The sequence below is a fragment of the Herbaspirillum sp. WTB6 genome (assembly GCF_057457785.1).
In genome coordinates this window covers 2942818-2958410 of record NZ_CP176522.1, presented here as the reverse complement: position 1 = coordinate 2958410, position 15593 = coordinate 2942818, and the positions used below count along the sequence as shown (strand labels likewise).

The 15593-nt window shown below is 59.9% G+C and carries 18 protein-coding genes; 8 read left to right on the top strand and 10 right to left on the bottom strand.

What is annotated here, in order from left to right; translation table 11 throughout:
* Positions 1 to 412: 412 nt before the first annotated feature.
* Positions 413 to 661, top strand: a complete 249-nt coding sequence (locus ACK2VC_RS13815) for a DUF3297 family protein (RefSeq protein ID WP_486730964.1) — start codon at positions 413 to 415, stop codon at positions 659 to 661.
* 78 nt (positions 662 to 739) lie between these two features.
* Here the strand turns inward: ACK2VC_RS13815 and ACK2VC_RS13810 are convergent, their stop codons facing one another.
* The 3 genes from ACK2VC_RS13810 to ACK2VC_RS13800 all read right to left on the bottom strand — a co-directional run bounded on the left by ACK2VC_RS13810 (position 740) and on the right by ACK2VC_RS13800 (position 2210).
* Positions 740 to 1249 (bottom strand): DUF1993 domain-containing protein, encoded by a 510-nt coding sequence (locus tag ACK2VC_RS13810; protein WP_486730963.1) that lies wholly within the window; start codon positions 1247 to 1249, stop codon positions 740 to 742.
* A gap of 90 nt (positions 1250 to 1339) precedes the next feature.
* Complete coding sequence (locus tag ACK2VC_RS13805; protein ID WP_486730962.1) at positions 1340 to 1816, bottom strand: FKBP-type peptidyl-prolyl cis-trans isomerase; 477 nt, start codon at positions 1814 to 1816, stop codon at positions 1340 to 1342.
* A gap of 112 nt (positions 1817 to 1928) precedes the next feature.
* Positions 1929 to 2210 carry a KTSC domain-containing protein gene (locus ACK2VC_RS13800; RefSeq protein ID WP_486730961.1) on the bottom strand — a complete coding sequence of 94 codons (282 nt, stop codon included), beginning with the start codon at positions 2208 to 2210 and terminating at the stop codon, positions 1929 to 1931.
* Between the two features lie 228 nt (positions 2211 to 2438).
* Between ACK2VC_RS13800 and ACK2VC_RS13795 the strand changes: the two genes are divergently transcribed.
* From ACK2VC_RS13795 to ACK2VC_RS13770, 6 genes are all read left to right on the top strand, one after another.
* Entirely contained in the window at positions 2439 to 3617 is a 1179-nt protein-coding gene (locus ACK2VC_RS13795; RefSeq protein ID WP_486730960.1) for an MFS transporter, read from the top strand.
* 391 nt (positions 3618 to 4008) lie between these two features.
* Positions 4009 to 4887 carry a PA4780 family RIO1-like protein kinase gene (locus tag ACK2VC_RS13790; protein ID WP_486730959.1) on the top strand — a complete coding sequence of 293 codons (879 nt, stop codon included), beginning with the start codon at positions 4009 to 4011 and terminating at the stop codon, positions 4885 to 4887.
* A 50-nt stretch (positions 4888 to 4937) separates the two neighbouring features.
* A complete protein-coding gene (locus ACK2VC_RS13785) occupies positions 4938 to 5321 on the top strand; it encodes a hypothetical protein (RefSeq protein ID WP_486730958.1) in 384 nt (127 codons plus the stop codon).
* 588 nt (positions 5322 to 5909) lie between these two features.
* Positions 5910 to 6098, top strand: coding sequence for a hypothetical protein (locus ACK2VC_RS13780; protein ID WP_486730957.1), 189 nt, complete (start codon positions 5910 to 5912; stop codon positions 6096 to 6098).
* A gap of 36 nt (positions 6099 to 6134) precedes the next feature.
* The gene (locus tag ACK2VC_RS13775; RefSeq protein ID WP_486730956.1) at positions 6135 to 6311 is read left to right on the top strand and encodes a hypothetical protein; all 177 of its coding nucleotides are present in this window, start codon (positions 6135 to 6137) and stop codon (positions 6309 to 6311) included.
* Between the two features lie 85 nt (positions 6312 to 6396).
* On the top strand, positions 6397 to 7125 hold the full coding sequence (locus tag ACK2VC_RS13770; protein ID WP_486730955.1) for an oxygen-binding di-iron domain-containing protein: 729 nt from the start codon (positions 6397 to 6399) through the stop codon (positions 7123 to 7125).
* Positions 7126 to 7146: 21 nt separating this feature from the next.
* Here ACK2VC_RS13770 and ACK2VC_RS13765 read toward each other — a convergent pair whose 3' ends face one another.
* The 4 genes from ACK2VC_RS13765 to ACK2VC_RS13750 all read right to left on the bottom strand — a co-directional run bounded on the left by ACK2VC_RS13765 (position 7147) and on the right by ACK2VC_RS13750 (position 10723).
* Positions 7147 to 7761: a hypothetical protein gene (locus ACK2VC_RS13765; RefSeq protein ID WP_486730954.1), complete on the bottom strand. Its 615-nt coding sequence runs from the start codon at positions 7759 to 7761 to the stop codon at positions 7147 to 7149.
* Between the two features lie 478 nt (positions 7762 to 8239).
* On the bottom strand, positions 8240 to 8986 hold the full coding sequence (locus ACK2VC_RS13760) for a sulfite exporter TauE/SafE family protein (protein ID WP_486730953.1): 747 nt from the start codon (positions 8984 to 8986) through the stop codon (positions 8240 to 8242).
* A 22-nt stretch (positions 8987 to 9008) separates the two neighbouring features.
* Positions 9009 to 9836 (bottom strand): thymidylate synthase, encoded by an 828-nt coding sequence (locus ACK2VC_RS13755; protein WP_486730952.1) that lies wholly within the window; start codon positions 9834 to 9836, stop codon positions 9009 to 9011.
* A gap of 29 nt (positions 9837 to 9865) precedes the next feature.
* Positions 9866 to 10723 (bottom strand): ABC transporter ATP-binding protein, encoded by an 858-nt coding sequence (locus ACK2VC_RS13750; protein WP_486730949.1) that lies wholly within the window; start codon positions 10721 to 10723, stop codon positions 9866 to 9868.
* 22 nt (positions 10724 to 10745) lie between these two features.
* Here ACK2VC_RS13750 and ACK2VC_RS13745 point away from each other — a divergent pair, with 22 nt between their 5' ends.
* Positions 10746 to 11771 carry a LysR family transcriptional regulator gene (locus ACK2VC_RS13745; RefSeq protein ID WP_486730947.1) on the top strand — a complete coding sequence of 342 codons (1026 nt, stop codon included), beginning with the start codon at positions 10746 to 10748 and terminating at the stop codon, positions 11769 to 11771.
* A gap of 35 nt (positions 11772 to 11806) precedes the next feature.
* Here the strand turns inward: ACK2VC_RS13745 and ACK2VC_RS13740 are convergent, their stop codons facing one another.
* The 3 genes from ACK2VC_RS13740 to ACK2VC_RS13730 all read right to left on the bottom strand — a co-directional run bounded on the left by ACK2VC_RS13740 (position 11807) and on the right by ACK2VC_RS13730 (position 15200).
* Positions 11807 to 13363, bottom strand: a complete 1557-nt coding sequence (locus ACK2VC_RS13740) for a methylenetetrahydrofolate reductase C-terminal domain-containing protein (protein ID WP_486730945.1) — start codon at positions 13361 to 13363, stop codon at positions 11807 to 11809.
* A gap of 69 nt (positions 13364 to 13432) precedes the next feature.
* Entirely contained in the window at positions 13433 to 14263 is an 831-nt protein-coding gene (locus tag ACK2VC_RS13735; RefSeq protein WP_486730943.1) for a 3-methyl-2-oxobutanoate hydroxymethyltransferase, read from the bottom strand.
* 79 nt (positions 14264 to 14342) lie between these two features.
* On the bottom strand, positions 14343 to 15200 hold the full coding sequence (locus ACK2VC_RS13730) for a 3-methyl-2-oxobutanoate hydroxymethyltransferase (protein WP_486730942.1): 858 nt from the start codon (positions 15198 to 15200) through the stop codon (positions 14343 to 14345).
* Between the last annotated feature and the right edge of the window lie 393 nt (positions 15201 to 15593).

Below are 15593 nucleotides of genomic sequence, written 5' to 3'. Positions count from 1 at the left end.
CGTGCCTGAGTATGGCGGCAAGCCATTGTCGTGGAAGAGGTTGCGGGAGGCTCCTGATCGTTATGCCTTCCAAACGATGGTTGGATCTCAAGTCTGGAAGATCAGGCTGAACGACTTTCCAGACGAGCCTTTGTACACCTTGGTGGTGGATGGGCGAGAAATCATCCACTTTAACGAGTGGCCGCCGGAGTGGCGGAAGTAGCGGCTGACCAATAGAATTAAACGGGGTCAGACTCAATTTGTCTCTGCGATCCGGCCGACCAGCCCTACCCCTTCGCCAGACAAGAGGCGCTGCCCGCCTCGATGATCTTGATCCGTTTTCGCCTGCTCATGCCAAGCTGATCCCTGGCGAGGCAAGATACAATCCCGGTCACGCCTACATCCCGTCCTTACCGACGCATAGCCCAAGCCCATGACCGACACGACCCAACTCCCGCCGCTTCCCGATCGCCTTTCCATCAATCCACAGAGCTGCCACCACAACCCAGAGGTGCTGATGCACGAGGTCGGCATCAGGCTCAACGGCAAGGAACATACGAGCGTGGAAGAGTATTGCATCAGCGAAGGATGGATTGCCGTGGCCTCCGGCAAGGCCAAGGATCGCAAGGGCAATCCGCTGCTGATCAAGCTGAAAGGCCAGGTCGAGGCCTTTTATCGGTGACCCGGATACGGGCCGCAAATGAAAACGCCACGCACAAGCGTGGCGTTTTTTTTAGGCATCCGCTCTCGCGGACGCGCGTCAGAACTTGCCGATGAAGTCGGCCTTGCCGATCGCGACGCCGTTGTGGCGCAGGATGGCGTAAGCGGTCGTTACGTGGAACAGGAAATTGGGCAGACCAAAATGGACCAGGTAGTTCTGCCCCTGGAGCTGCATTTCGTAGGGCGCGCCCTTGTAGACGACGACCTCCCGCTCTTCGCTGCCGTTCACCTGATCCGGCTTGACGGTGTCGAGAAAGGCTAGCGTTTTCGCGATGCGCGCATGGAGTTCCTCGAAGGTCTGCTCGGTGTCCGCAAACGAGGGAATGTCGATACCCGCAAGCCGGGCGGCGATGCCCTTGGCATTGTCGCTGGCGATCTGCACCTGCTTGATCAAGGGAAGCATATCGGGATACAGGCGGGCCTGCAGCAGCACGGCCGGATCGATTTTTTTTTCGCGCGCATGCGCTTCTGCCTTGCCCAGAATGGCGTCCAGGCTGCGCAATTGTTGTTTCAGCAGCGGCACCGATGCCGCGTACATGGAAATGCTCATGATGGCTCCTCGTGAATAAGAAGAAGGAAGGATCAGCTTCGTTTTGAAAATAAAACCAGGCTGTCTTTTTTGGTTGCAACGACCTTTGATTCAGTGGTGATGACCATGCTCGCCATGCACGTGACCATGCGTGATCTCTTCCGCGGTGGCGGCACGCACGCTTAACACTTCCGCTCCTACGCGCAAGGATTTACCGGCCAGCGGGTGATTGCCGTCGAGCATGACCTGATCGCCCTTGATCTTGAGTACGGTGAAAACTTGCTCGTGCCCCGCATCGGTATAGCCTTGCAGCGTGCCGCCCACCTTGACTCCCGGCGGAAAGTCCTTCTTGGAAATCGTACGCATCAGGCTTTCATCGCGCAGGCCGAACGCGTCTTCCGGCGCGAGATTCATCGCGACCTTGAAACCGACTTCCTGCCCTTGCAGGGCGGCTTCCAGTTTCGGGAACACATTGTCATAACCGCCGTGCAGATACGCGACCGGGGTTTTGCCGTTCTGGATGACCTTGCCGGTACTTTCGGCAACGGTCAGACGCAGGGTGACCGCAGTGTCCTTGTCAATTTTCATGGGGCTTTTCTCGTATTAAAAGGAAGGATTCGGGGTTCGGGATTCAGTGCAGGCAGCAATATAAATCAAATGAAGAAACATCGAGGCATGAACGAACAGGTCAGGTCTTGCCTTAACTGCCCGCATCATCCTTGGGCGCTTTGAACAGATCCTCGAGCGCCTGCGATTTCCCTTGAGGCTGTACCCGCCCCCGGCGGCCCGCGTATTCCTCTTCGATGTTGTCGCGGTAGTAGCTCCAGGCCGCGCCTGAAGTCGACAATTTGCGCCACACGTCCTCGCTGACGCCCGAATAATCGATGGCGCTGCCATCGTCGAACTCGACCCGCAGGACACCTTCCCTCCTGTCGTAGCCGATCGCCCGGAGTTTTCCGGCATTGATCTTTTTCATTTCCATGATTGCCTCCATACGCGTTGAGGAATAAGTGTCAGAGTCAATTAAATACATAAGATAGTCAACAATCTGCTCCTATTACTCGCAGTGCTCGAAACCACCGAATCGAGAGCGAATATAAATTGGCATGCTGTAAAGTACGCACGACGTACTGGCTAACGAATCCAGATTCACCTGATTTTTGGTCGGATTCCTTCACCCGCTTAGCTTATTCACTTGGAGTGCAATCCGATGAAAGAACCGCGTTACGCCTGGGTTGTTGTCTGGGCGGCATTCGTCAATCTGGCGGTGATTTTCGGCGTCGCCTACTCGTTCGCCGCATTTTTTGAATCCTTCTCCACGGCATTCAACGCGCAGCGTGCCGACGTCTCACTGATCTTCGGCCTCTCCGGACTGGTTTATTTCGTGCTCGGCGCGGGCGCCGGCATGCTGGCCGATCGCTACGGGCCGCGGGTCGTCTGCTGCGCCGGCATGGCGTGCATCGCCGCCGCCTTGATTGCCAGCAGTTTCGCGACTTCGATGACGATGATTTATTGGTCCTACGGCGTCGGCGTCGGAATTGGCATCGCGCTGGTCTACACACCGGCGATCGGCTGCGTGCAACCCTGGTTCTCGCAGCGCCGCGGGCTGGCCGCCGGCATCGCCAGCGCCGGCATTGGCGCCGGCACGGTGGCGGTTCCGCTGCTGGCCGCCGCGGCGATCGTCGCCTTCGACTGGCGCGACGCCTTGCGGGCGATCGCGGCGGGCGTGGTCGTGGTCGGGATTGGCGCGGCCTATCTGTTGCGGCGTGCGCCAGCCGCATCGGCAGCCGCCGGCCAGGTGTCGGGCGTCAGCGTTGGGGAGGCCCTGCGCGACTGCCGATTCTGGTGGCTGTACCTGGGAGCCGTGGTGGCCGGCCCGGTCATGTTCATTCCCTTCGCCCATATCTCGGCGGCGGCACGCGACCTTGGTATCGACGAATCGCGCGCGGTCGGCCTGGTCGGCCTGATCGGCATCGGCAGCCTGCTGGGACGCTTCGTGATCGGCACGCTGGCCGACCGCATCGGCCGCACGCTGGCCTTGAGCCTGATGCAGGCGTCGATGGGCTTGTCGTACCTGGTCTGGTTCGGCGCCGGTGGCTTTCCGGCGCTGGCGTTCTACGCCGTATGGTTCGGCATCAGCTACGGCGGCATCGTCGCGCTGATGCCGGCGCTGTGCATGGACCTCTTCGGCGCGCGCGCGGTGGCCGGCATCATCGGCACGCTCTACACCGGCGCGGCGGTCGGCAACCTGCTCGGCCCGGTGGTCGCCGGCGCAGTATTCGATCGCAGCGGCAGCTACACGCTGGTGATCTGGAGTTGTATCGCCCTGTCAACGGTCGCCACGCTTACCTCGGCACGCTTGATTACATCGCGCCAACCGGCGTATTGAACAGTGCGCCGATCGGCACGCCGAGTACCAGCAAGGCAGCGGTAGCCGCAGGCTGGAGGAGCCCGAGCCAGTCAACCGCAAATGGAGTTCACAGCAATCGCCTGAATGCCTGGATCACTGCCGCGATTTTTCGTCGCAGCCGCATGAACGCTCCTTTCGCCTGCCCGTTTCGTCGTACGGCAAGTCAGGCCGGCTCCCTGCCCCGTCGCCGCCCCGGAGCAAGCTGACGGACGAGCGCGGGAAATAAGCCGCACTGCGGGCCCTGGCATTCGGGTCTGGCCCTTGCGATGCGCCTGACAACAGGCTGCATGCTGATACACTTTGCATCCCGCACGGTTATGGCGAAAGCCGTTCCACCTTCCCTGCCCTCCTTTCCGAGCCTCGTCACCCCATGAAAATCCCGAAAAGAATCCAGCCGCTCATCGAAGAGGGACTGGTTGACGCGGTCATCCGCCAGCTCATGAGCGGCAAGGAGGCGACGGTCTATGTGGTGCGCTGTGGCGACGAGATCCGTTGTGCAAAGGTCTACAAGGAGGCCAGTCAGCGCAGCTTCCGCCAGGCGGCCTCGTATCAGGAAGGCCGCAAGGTAAGAAACAGCCGGCAGGCACGGGCGATGGAAAAAGGCTCCCGCTACGGCCGCAAGATGCAGGAAGAGGTGTGGCAGAACGCGGAAGTGGATGCCTTGTACCGCCTTGCCGCCGCCGGCGTGCGTGTGCCCAGGCCGTATATCTGCTTCGAGGGCGTGCTGCTGATGGATCTGGTAACGGATGCCGCCGGCCACGTCGCGCCGCGGCTCAGTGACGTGGAGCTGACGGAGGAGATGGCGCTGGCATACCACGCGACCCTGCTGCATCAGGTGGTGCTGATGCTATGCGCCGGCGTCATTCACGGCGATCTATCCGAATACAACATCCTGCTCGATGCCGAGGGCCCGGTCATCATCGACCTGCCGCAAGCCGTCGATGCGGCCAGCAATATGCAGGCCGAAGCGATGCTCGCGCGTGACGTGGACAACCTGGCGACGTTTTTCAGCCAGTTTGCGCCGCAACTCGCGACAAGCCGGTACGGCAAGGAAATCTGGGCGCTGTACAGCGCCGGCCTGTTGCGCCCGGAAACCGTGCTGACCGGTCATGTGGCGGCCGACGATCGGCCCGCCGATGTGGGTGCCGTGATGCGTGAAATCACGCTCGCCCTCAAAGAACAGGACGAGCGGGTTCGGCGCATGCAGGAGATGCGCGAGTCTTCGCCGGCGCCTTGGGCACACCGCTAACGGCACACTGCTGGCCGGCAGCGCCAATGACAGATTTTTAGAGAACCGACATGGACGACCATTTGACGAAGGATGAATTCGAGGCGCTGGTGCAGATCCGGCAGATGAAAAAGGGAGTGCGGCCAAGCGCATGCGTGTCTCGGAACGCCAAGAAACTCATCGGACTGAAATACCTCACGAGCAAAAAAGACGGCACGCTGGCGCTCACTGAAAAAGGCGAGCAGACGGTGTTTATCAAACGCAGCATCGACGCACTACGGGCCATCGCAAACGCAGCCGCAGTGGCCGCGAAACCGGCTGCGATCGATGCGGACGTCGCCACTTTCCTGAGCAGGAAAGGACTGATCGCGCCGAACGCGAATGGATTCGAGCTCACCGAGCGCGGGCGGGAATCGCTGGCGGACATCCATGCGAGGGACGGCGGGCAGGCCTAGAGTGCCTGAAGACATCCTCATCGCGCCGGGACCACGAGCCCCAATTCGCCCACCAGCGACCGAGCGGAACAGCACTGAAAATGGGGTCAGAGTCAAATATCCGGACCTGTCTGCAGCCCGCAACACGACTTACTGATCTTGCCACCTTCGCGACAAATCGAGATCGCCGCGAGGAAAGTCGGGGCAGTCCGATCTGTCTTTTTCCACCCGCCCAGACCAAGCTTTCGGCGTCAACGCATAGCACCAAGTTGACGCGGGCAGCGCCGACTTGAGCGCGCCAAAATCCGGCCCGATGCCACAACGCCAAGCGACTGCCTTGTGTTGCGCGCGTTCCCACCCACACAGATCGTTTCGACTCCTTTTGAGTAGCGTCAATGTTGCCCTCCCCGACCTGTACTAGTCAAAGCTCGCACCCTATATTGAATTCTCAGCCCGACTGGCCACGCATGTCATGGCGTCGAAGCCATACGAACGGAGCGTCGAGCGTTACGACTTTGGCCTGTCGCGAGAGCGGCAAAGAAAGCCGGGCCTGTGCGGCATGGTTTTGAGTACCAGGGCTGGTAGTGCGGGCAACCACGCAACGGGGTTATGGTATTCGCCATCAGGGAAATTTATGATTCTCCCGCCAAAATGGCCTGCACGAATGGCGGCCCGGACGTGCGAAACATGAGCGGCTCGGGAATGGCAAGCAATCGGATGGAGCTCGACGCACGCAACAAGCGTGGCGAGATTCATGTCGACGCATGGGCAGGTGATTGCGTGTTCCAACAATTGTGATTTCATTGCCCTGAAACGGGCGCCTGGAGGTGTGTGATGAAATTTCTGATCGCGGTGGCAGTACTGGCCATGGTGGCAGGCTGCGCAACTGAACCAAACAGTAGTGGTGGCATGAGCGGCAGTTCCGGTTCCAGCTCTGGTGGCGGCTACGCTCAATCGAGTGTCAAGCAGAGTCCGTACTGGGCAGGTTGCTATTTTTATCCGGGCTGCTAGGACTTATCTGCATTAGAAACAGCGAGCCTATCGTATTCCTCCATCGCCGCTTTGGAGCAACATTTCACCCGGAGGTACGACGAGCATGCCAATCACCAACACTTCATCCGGAACCAATATCCAGGAAATTGCCGACGGCATTTATCGCATCAACACCGGGATCAACGCGATCCCGGGCGGCTTTTCCTTCAATCAGTATCTGCTCTTGGACGAGCAGCCGCTGCTGTTTCATACCGGGCCGCGCAAGATGTTTCCGCTGGTGCGCGAAGCGGTCGAAAGCGTGATGCCGGTCAGCCGCCTGAGCTTCATCGCGTTTTCGCATTTCGAGGCAGACGAGTGCGGCGCGCTGAATCAGTGGCTGGCAGCCGCGCCGCAGTCGGTGCCGCTGTGTGGCCGCATCGCGGCGATGGTGTCGGTCGATGATGTGGCCGACCGCCCGGCACGGGCGATGGCCGATGGCGAACAAATTTCGCTGGGCCGGCATGCGGTCAAGTGGCTCGATACCCCGCATCTGCCGCACGGCTGGGAAACCGGGTACCTGATGGATGGCACGACGCAGACCTTGTTCTGCGGCGATCTGTTCACCCAGAACGGTTTCGGTGAGAAGGCCGTGACGAAAGACGACATCCTTGACCCGAGCGAGGCGTTCCGCAAATCGCTGGATTACTTTTCACACTCGATTCATGCGCAATATCTGCTGGAAAAGCTCGCGCGTGAAGCGCCCACGACCCTGGCGTGCATGCACGGTAGCGCTTGGCGCGGTGACGGGGCAATGCTGCTGCGCGCCCTCGGCGAGCGGCTGACGGAAAAATAGGCTGGAATATCCGACGCAGGGTCAAATATCTGGCGGCGCCGTCACGCCAGCGCCACCCGGAATGCCGTCGCTGGCCCAGCGGTCGAAGCTGGCCATGATGGTGGCGTAGGTTTTCTGGCTGATTTCAGGCAGTGCGCCGCCGAGGATTTCCTTGGCTTGCGCAAAACCCTTTTCGACCGCGGCACGGATTGCCGCCAGCTTGGATGGGTCGTCGCCGATGGCGACCTTGGCGAAGCTCAGGATGCGTTCAGCCACCTGCTGCACGCCGAACTCGCCGTCTTCCGCGATCGCCGCTTTGGCCTTCGCGATCGTGGCCGGATCGGCTTGCAGGGTTTGCTCGCCGCTGGCGACTTTGGCGATGTTCAAGCCTTGCTGCTCCAGCAAGCCCATCAGCAAGTCGATGATTTCCTGCGCCTTGCGGTTCGACTCTTCCAGCATCGCGCCGAGTTCGGCGCCCGTCGCGGGAGCGCTGCCGCGCGGGTTGGCATAGGTCGCCTGCTCCGCTGGTCTGGCGCCAAGCGTGACTTTGTCTGCCTGGGCCGCGAGCGATTTGTCAGCCGCCCTATGCGGGTTTTCGCGCGCCGGGTTGGGAACCGGTGCCGAAACCGGGCTGATGGATGGAATGGCGAAACTCATGGCATACCCCTTGACGGAAAGAAACTGACAGGCGGATCACATCCTTCTCATGCCAAAACAATGGCTGCCGCCACAACACTCGGGATAACGGCGGGAATTCTGAAAACCTGATACGGAATCGATCTATTTTTTAAAATAATTTTCCGTAGGTGGCGGCAAGGCAGTGCATGGACAACGAAACGGGAGCGCCGGCAGGGGCACTTCTCACACGCGGCGCCGTTGCCGATCTCGGAAAGGCGGGTTGGGACAATCGATGCAAGCTATGCAGGCCTTGGCGAACTCCGATCAGTCAGGTGCTAGGCTGAATCGAAAATGGCGGGGTTGCCCGGCCTCGAACCCCGGTAAGCATCCTCACCCGCTATCATTTCCAAGCTCATCCTCATCATCCGCGCCAGGAAAAGATTCCAATCCGCACTGCCGGGAAAAATCGCTTCAAATATCAATTCAACCGCGGAACCGAAAGCCGGTCTTGCCCCCTTCAGTCCAGCAAGAGCCAGGCGAACCAGCCGCCCACCGTGAGCAGCAGAATCGAAACCAGGCGCTGGAGTTGCCGGACGTTCAACCCGGCTGCGGCACGCTGCCCCGCAATCGATCCGATCAGCATGAGCAGGCCGCAGATTGCCCCAAGCCGGAGATCGAGCCGCCCCTCCACCACATGCACTGCGGTACTGGTCAGCGCCACCGGGAACTGGATCGCCTGCCCGGCGACCACCGCGAACAGGACAGGCTGGCGCATTAATATCAGAAGCGGGATTACCAATACCGGACCGCCAGTACCTGTGAGTGCCGAGCCGAATCCCACCAGCGCGCCAAGCGCAAGCAAGGTATTCGTACCCGGAGGCTCGACCGGCTCCGCGCCGGGACCGGTCGAACGTAGCCCGCGCCAGCCGGCAAACAGAAGCAGCAGCGTGACGCCGAGCATCAATACCGTGGCGGGCAGCCAGCGCACCACCAGGGCACCGGCTGCCGCGCCGGGGAGCGCCGCCAGCAGCAGCGGAACGCAGCTCCTGACCAGTTCCCGCTGCCGGCGCAACGGCCCGAGAGCGACCAGCGCCGGCAATGCAAAGCCCAGCGACGACGCAGCGATCGCCTCCGGCAACGATACCGCGCCGAGCTTGGTCAGCACCGGAACCAGCAACACCCCGCCGATACCGCTGGCGCCGATCAGCGCACCAGCCAGCAGTACCGCAGCCAGCACCGTCAAGGTGCTTGCCACCGTCAGCATGGGACGGAAACCCCGCGCCTGCCTATATCGCGACCGGGGCCGCGATGTTCGGGCAGGGGTCATAGCCCTGCAACGTGAAGTCCTCGTAACGGAAGGCGAACAGATCCCGCACCTCGGGATTGATCTGCAGTGTCGGGAATTGGCACGGCGAACGCGACAGCTGTACCCGCACTTGCTCAAGGTGGTTCAGGTAGATATGGGCATCGCCGACGGTATGCACGAACTCTCCCGGCTTGAGGCCGGTGACCTGGGCCACCATCAGGGTCAGCAGCGCATAGCCCGCGATGTTGAACGGAATCCCGAGGAAAAAATCGCCGCTACGCTGATAGAGCTGGCATGAGAGCCGGCCGTTTGCGACATAGAACTGGAACAGCGCGTGGCAGGGCGGCAGCGCCATGTTGTCGATTTCCCCGGGGTTCCAGGCAACCACCATGTGGCGCCGGGAGTCGGGGTCGGTCCGGATCGATTCGACGAGCCGGCTGATCTGGTCTATTTCGCGGCCGTCGGCCGCCTTCCAACGGCGCCACTGGCGGCCGTAGATCGGGCCCAGTTCGCCGTCTTCCGCAGCCCATTCGTCCCAGATGGTGACGCCGCGCTCCTGCAGCCAGCGGGCATTGGTTTCGCCGCGCAGGAACCACAGGATTTCGTAAATGATCGACTTCAGATGCAGCTTCTTGGTGGTCAGCAGCGGGAAATCCTGATCCAGCCGGAAGCGCATCTGCAGGCCGAACAGCGAGAGCGTTCCGGTGCCGGTGCGATCCGTCTTGCGGGTGCCGTTGCGCAGGATGTTCGCCAATTGATCGAGGTACTGCTGCTCAGCCGGATTCGTTGCCATGGTATCGGTCGCCATTTGGTTATTCTTTGCCAATCCGCTGCCGTTCAGCGCGAGGAAACGGCGTCCTGTACTTCGGCGCGCAGCGCCCGTAGCAGTTCGCCTTGCGTTTCGACAAAACGGGAACTGCTGATGAAATCCTGGGTACGCGGCTTGGGCTCCTTGATGTCGACCGACAGCTTGATCCTGCCGGGCCGGCGGCTCATCAGAAGCACGCGGTCCGAGACGAACACGGCCTCCGCAACGTCGTGGGTAATGAAAATGATGGTCGGCTGGTATTCCTGCCAGAGCTGCAGCACCAGTTCCTGCATCATCAGCCGGGTCTGGGAATCGAGCGCTCCAAACGGTTCATCCATCAGGATGACTTCCGGTTCCGAGATCAGCGCACGGGCAATCTGCACCCGTTGCTGCATGCCTCCGGAAAGCTGGTATGGGTAGTGGCTCTCGAAGCCGGTCAGGCGCACCGCAGCCAGCAACTGTTCGGCCCGGTGCAGATACTCATCAGCCGGCATGCCGCGGGATTTGACGCCCAGCGTGACGTTTTCCAGAACCGTCAGCCATGGAAAAAGCGATGCCTGCTGAAACACGATCGAGCGGTCAGGGCCAGGCCCGGTGACCGGCGATCCGCCGAGAAGAACCCGGCCGGTACTGGGAAATTCGAAGCCGGCGATCATGTTCATGGCGGTCGATTTTCCGCACCCGGTCGGCCCCAGAATGCTGACGATCTCGGCCGTTTTTATTTTGACGTTGAGGGAATCGACCGCGAGCGTCGGCTCGTTCGAAGACCCCAGGCGTTGATATGTCTTCGAAACATTGTCGAAAACGACCTTATCTTCCCGCTCGCCGATTTCGGTGGCCATTTTCATATTGGTGTCGTACATGCTCCGTACATTATTCGTGTTCATTGCTTTCACTCCTCCGATTTAAATGGATTCTTCACTCATATGTTTTTGCAAGGTGTACTTTGCCGCGAATTTATCGGATCATGTGCGCGGCTCTTTTCAAATGAGAACGGACATGGCAAATCTTCGTAAGCTGGTTCATGTGGTTGCACTCGGGAAATCCGGAACTTTCGCATTGGCGGCCGACGCCGTACACCTGAGCCAACCGGCTTTCAGCCGTAGCATACAGTCCATCGAAGAAGAATACGGGGTCAAGCTATTCCATCGCGGCACGCGCAAAATCATCCCGACTCCGTATGGAAAAGTGGTGATCGCGCGGGCTGAAAAAATCCTGCAGGAAGCCAAGGGATTGCGCCGCGACGTTGAACTGATGAAAGCCCACGAGTACGGAGAAGTATTGATTGGAGTCGGTCCGATCCCGGCCGCCGTTCTCCTCATTCCGGTAATTTCGAAGCTCGCGCGTCTGCATCCGAAAATTCGCACCCATGTCGAAATCACGCACTGGCGCAATTTGCTGAGATTGCTTGAAGCGGAAGCGCTCGACCTGTTCATTGCCGATACCCGCGAACTGTTGACCAGCGACCGGCTCGAGATCATTCCGTTGCCCGAACTGCCCATCAGCTGCTTCTGCCGCGCCGGCCACCCGATCCTGGCGCATCCGCAAATCACGGTGGAACATCTGCATGAATACCCGCTCGCGTCATTTCGGTTTCCGGACGTTTCCCTGACCGAGGTGATGAAGGCGTTCAAATTCAAAGGCGACCCGCGCACCCTCTGGAGCGTCGAATGCGATAATCTGCTGGTACTCGAGCAGGTTGCGGTGGCCACCGATGTGGTGATCCTCGGACCCGAATCGGCCTTTAGAACCCAGGTAAAAGAGCAAGAACTGGTCGAAATCAAGGTAACCCCGTCACTCAAGTTGTTTACTCATTTCGGGGTCGTAACCCTGAAGGGCAGGATGTTATCGCCGGCGGCGGAATTATTCATTCAATTCGCCAGTGAAGAACTTGCGCTGGAACTTGCACAACGAAAAGCGCGCAAGAAAAAATAAGTATCCTGCCCTCCCCCGATCGAGGATCGCCGCATTCAGGTTTTACGCCCCGGTTTGGTGGCGTCCTTGATCGGAATCCGGACCACGGTCGGATTCGTGCCGTTGAAGTAATTGATCCACGAAGACGTCCCGCGTGTCCCATCCACCGCCGGCACCATCACCTCCTCCAGTTCGTTCAAACGCCCGGTCTCCTTGGCAATCCGATATTTCTTGTTGTGAATGCATTCCCGATCCTTGAATTCACAAACATTATCATCGGTCCCCGAGCAAGGCCCATTGGCCAACCCCTTGGGACAGGTCTCCGGGCAGGTATATAGCAAATGCTCGATCCGGCAGAAGCCACAGGTCTCGCACCCGAGTGCCGCGGATTTGGTCAAATGCTCCAGTTTCAACAGGGCGCGCTTGCCGACGCCGGTGGCGTTCACGGTTTGCAGCACCGGCTTCAGAACCTTGGCCCCTACCGAATCCTGGTCGAACATGGCGTGATGCACTGAAGACATGCGCCGGTATTTGTTCATTTCTTCCGGCGCCGCCCGTACCGTGCCGATCTCGGGAAGCGACGTCAAACTTCTGGCCTCGGGTTGCTCGCTTCCGAACAGATACAGGCCTCCCGGCGGCGCAAAATCGGCGGCGCTGCCATCCTGCAGCCGATGCGCTTCCGCCCACGCCTGGTCCCATTGTTCACGGTTGGTGATCGTTTTTTCCAGATCGTCGACGAGCTCGATCACCTCGCACAAGGCTTCGTAAGTTTCCACGCCGCTCAACTGCACGCCGGCATAGCCCATCAACCTGACCCCGATGACCTGCAGGGCGAGCCGGCGGTAGTAGCATGCGCGCGCCTCCGGTTTCCCGAGTTTGCTTTCTTCCAGTATCTTGCCAAACAGGCCATCGGACATGTGCACGCCGGGCAGGCGACCCGAATGAATCCCGCGCGCCCAGCCGAGCGACGGCAAGAGCAGATTGGCAACCACCGGTATCTGAAAACCCCGGGCGTCCCGGTACCAGATCAGCTCCTCGAACTTCCGCATGTCCCAACCACAGTTGGTGATCAGATAATTCGCCCCGGCGCTGATTTTCTTGGCCATCTTCAGGTACTGGTTTGCCAGTTCCTCTTCCCGGTACTTGAAGGGGGAGATGGCTGCCGCCACCAGGCAATCCGGATTGAGCCGCTTCGCATCCAGAATTGCCACCACCGACTCATGGTAGCGGGTGCGGCCGGGCCGGGTCGGTTCCATGATCCGGTCGCCAGTAACCAGCAGCATGTTGTTCAACCCGGCGTCCAGCGCCTGTCGGATCACGCCGACCGCTTCCCGCGGCTCGCGGTCCTTGCCGGCCAGGTGCAGCAGCGGCACCAGACCGCTCGCCTCGGCGACGATCTTCCCGCACTCGACGGTGCTGAAGCAATCTGTCGATTTGACTCGGTCGCCGATGTTGACGCCACGTATTCTCGGGTCGCGCCCGACCAGTTCCGCGTCGCGCGCCAGACGGTCCAGCGCCACGCGGCCGGCGCCGCGAAGTTCCGGAACATGTTCGAGGGTGTAGAGAAAGTCGCCGTTGGCCAGCCCTTCCCTGATCGCATTTTTGTAAGCCATGAATTTGATCAATCAAGATATGAATGCGACGCATCGGCGTCGGAACCCGCTCGGGCGCCTTGCTCGCCGCTAAGCGTTCACCATCGAAAGAAACCGCTCGTGTTCCTGCGCCGTCATGTGCTGGGTATGTTCCGGCAGGGGGTACTGGCCGGAAAGCACCTGTTCCTTGTATGCCGTCAGCCCCCGGGCAATCACCGGCGTGATGTCGACGAAAGCCTTGGCATTTTTCGGCCGGCGAAAGGCGCTGTATCCAACAGCGTCGCCGGTGCCGATATAGATGCCGTCCGGTGACCAGCCGGCGCTGACGCTGATGATCGGCACCGGAAGCGTCCTGGCCAGGTAGGCGGTGATTTCAACCGGGACGTACTCGAGGATGATGGCGAACGCGCCGGCTTCAACAAAGGCGCGCGTGTCGTCCACGATGCCGGCGGCCTCAACCGCGCTACGACCCTTGAAGCCGTACCCGCTCTGTTCCAGCATGCGCGACGCCTGCATCCCCATATGGCCTACCACCGGTATGCCGGCGCGCACGATTTCCGCCACGTTGCGGGCGGTATGCCGGTTACCCTCGCACTTGACGGCATCGGCGCCGCCCTCGCTGATCAGCCTGGCAGCGTTGCGCACCGCCTCCGCCGCCGACGCCTGGTAGGTCATGTAGGGCATATGCGCCACCATCAGGCCGTATGGAGCCATGCGGCTCACGGCCTGGCTCAGGATGAGCTGCTCTTCGAAACGCACCGTCATCGGTGTCGGATGCCCTAGCAGGGACATGGGCCCGGCGTTGCCGTTGATCAGGAGGTCAAAGCCGATTTCGTCTGCGATTGCCGCCATCGGCGCGTCATACGCGGCGATGCAGACGAGCGGCTCGCCGCGCTGCTTCTTGGCGAGCACCGTTTTCACGGTGACCTTCTTGCGTGTGGATCCTGTCATGATTCATTCCCCCGACCGATATGGATAAATCAACAATCAACTCGCCGGGTCACTTGACGAGATCGATGAACTTGGCGTGTTCGTCCTCGGTCATGTGTTGGGTGAATTCCTGGTTGGGATAACTGCGATTCAGAACCTGTTCCTTGTATGCGCGCAGCCCTTGCTGAATCAAAGGCCGGACATCGACGAAGGAACCCTCGTGCTTGGGACGCGGGAATGCGCTATAACCCACCGCATCGCCGCTGATGAGGTAGATGCCGTCAGGCGAAGGGCCGCCACCAACGCTGATGATCGGAACCGGGAGCGTTTTCGCCAGATAGGCGGTAATTTCCACTGGCACGTACTCGATGATCATGGCGAACACGCCCGCATCGACAAAGGCGCGCGCTTCCTCGACGATCTTGAACGCCTCTTCGGCGGAGCGCCCCTTGAAGCCATATCCGCTCTGCTCCAGCTTGCGCGAAGCCTGCATGCCCATGTGGCCCATTACCGGAATGCCGGCGCGCACGATTTCGGCAACGTGTTTGGCGGTATGGATGTTGCCTTCGCACTTGACCGCGTCCGCGCGTCCTTCGCTGATGAAGCGCGCCGCGTTGCGGATGGCCTCCTCTGCCGACACGTTGTAGGTCATGTAGGGCATATGCCCGACCACCATGCCGTACTTGGTGACGCGGCTCACAGCCTGGGTCAGGATCAGTTGCTCTTCGAAGCGCACGGTCAGCGGAGTCGGGTGTCCGAGAAGGGACATCGGCCCGGCATTGCCATTGATCAAAAGATCGAAACCGATTTCGTCGGCAATGGCTGCCATCGGCGCATCGTAGACGCCGAGGCTGACGATCATTTCCTTGTTTTTCTTTTTATCGAGCAGATGTTTGATGGTCACTTTTTTGCGCTTTTCGACACTCATTTTGCTAGCCTCCGGAAGTTAAGTTGACTCTGGCGAGTCTTTGGGAATGTGAAACTAGACGGGAGACTAGCACCACGAAAACAATACCTCCAATGCATTGTATTGACTGTTCCAATGCATTTGGTGCAATTGGTGTGGAATTCCGCTATAGGCGTTTCGGATCAAAAGCCCCGAGTTGGGAAGTTCTTATTTCTAAAATTCGAGATACGCGGATGGAGCTCATAGAAAACTCATATAGGGCAAGTTGATTCGATTTTTTTAAGACTACCAAAGAGCGGAGTTTTGCCGGACCTTACGCCAGTGTCGGATAGACGCCGATTCTTGACGTGATTGACAACGCAACGCAATCGACATGTCCCCTTACGCATAGAAGCGGCTGCAATCATCCAGCCG